Here is a 1,323-nt window from a genome sequence, read left to right on the forward strand (position 1 = left end):
CCTTTTTCCTTCGCAAAGTTGCTTACCTTTTCTTCTCCCCCACCTTTTTCTGAAGGAGTATAATTTATTGCTAAAATTTCTACATTTTCCTTATGCTCTTTATAAAAGGCCTCCATATCGGGCATTTCTTGCTGACAAGGTCCACACCACGTTGCCCAAAAGTTTAAAATCACTTTCTTTCCTTTTAAATCTGATAACTTCACATTTTTTCCATCTAACTTCGTTAATTCAAAATCAGGTGCATTCTTTCCTATTTCAATACCATTCCTTGCAATCATCTCTTTCATAACAGCTTCACTTTTTTCTTGCTTCCCTTGTACTACTTGATCCTTTTTACCAAACTGATCATAAGCTGCATATCCCGCTAAACAAAGTAACACTACAATAATCGTAAGCTTCCGCCACATTTTATATCACCCTAACGTGTTTATCTTCTTATAACATAATCATCAAAATACTATATACCTTATTTTAGCTTATACGGACAAGCTTGGAAATATTCACATTCTAAATAGTCGGAATATTTTTAACTAAGATGAAATATTTTCCTTTTTATCATATAATTAGAAATACATATAAAAACTGCGAAAAGAGTCGTTKAAATTTCTACAAATCATGATTCCATAGAAAATGTTTCCACCAGTAATATGACACAGATTGCTGGTGGAAACATTTRCTCTTCAAGAATATAATCCATCACTAAGTAGCGAACGTACGGTCAAAATTTTCAAATATAATCCGGATACAAATGAACTTACTCTAGTCAAAGAGTTTAGTACTAGCGATACTGAATCATATACGTACCAACTTAATAAGAGTGAATAAAGATAAGAGCGCTATATAGCTCTTATCTTTTTATTAGCATCTCTTTAAACAATGACTTACAATTTAATAATTCTCTAGGATCCCCACATTCCACAATAATTCCATTCTTCATGACAACAATCCGATCCGCTATCATCGCCCTCTCGACATCATGTGTCGTCACAATTCTCGTTACATTCCCCCCTAGCCMTTTAAGCATATTCCAAACCACTTCTTGATTGCTCGGATCTAATCCCGCAGTCGGTTCATCTAAAATAATGAGATTCGGATTTGATACAATCGCTCGCAATAACGCAAGACGCTTTCTCTCTCCTCCCGAAAACTCTTCACCGCTTTTATGTAGTACAGTCTGAATACCTTCAGATAAACTCCTAATAATCGACTTCGCATTTACAAGTTCAATATTTTTTTCTAACTGTTCTTCTAAGACCCCTTCTTGAAAATACATATTCTCTTTTACTGTCGTTCGAAAAAAACGAGGCTCCTGCCATATAGTAG

At 34.7% G+C, this 1,323-nt stretch carries 2 protein-coding genes and 1 pseudogene; 1 reads left to right on the plus strand and 2 read right to left on the minus strand.

Annotation, left to right across the window (positions count from 1 at the left end; translation table 11 throughout):
* A partial coding sequence (locus AC1DTM_RS26840; protein WP_477001314.1) for a TlpA disulfide reductase family protein occupies positions 1-407 on the minus strand: 407 nt, incomplete at its 3' end.
* A gap of 180 nt (positions 408-587) precedes the next feature.
* Here AC1DTM_RS26840 and AC1DTM_RS26845 point away from each other — a divergent pair.
* Positions 588-825: pseudogene (locus AC1DTM_RS26845) on the plus strand (YmzC family protein); the annotation flags it as partial.
* A 22-nt stretch (positions 826-847) separates the two neighbouring features.
* On the opposite strand, the gene AC1DTM_RS26850 reads toward AC1DTM_RS26845, so the two are convergent.
* A partial coding sequence (locus AC1DTM_RS26850; RefSeq protein WP_477001315.1) for an ATP-binding cassette domain-containing protein occupies positions 848-1,323 on the minus strand: 476 nt, incomplete at its 5' end.

This window comes from Bacillus sp. P4_D3 (assembly GCF_056401855.1).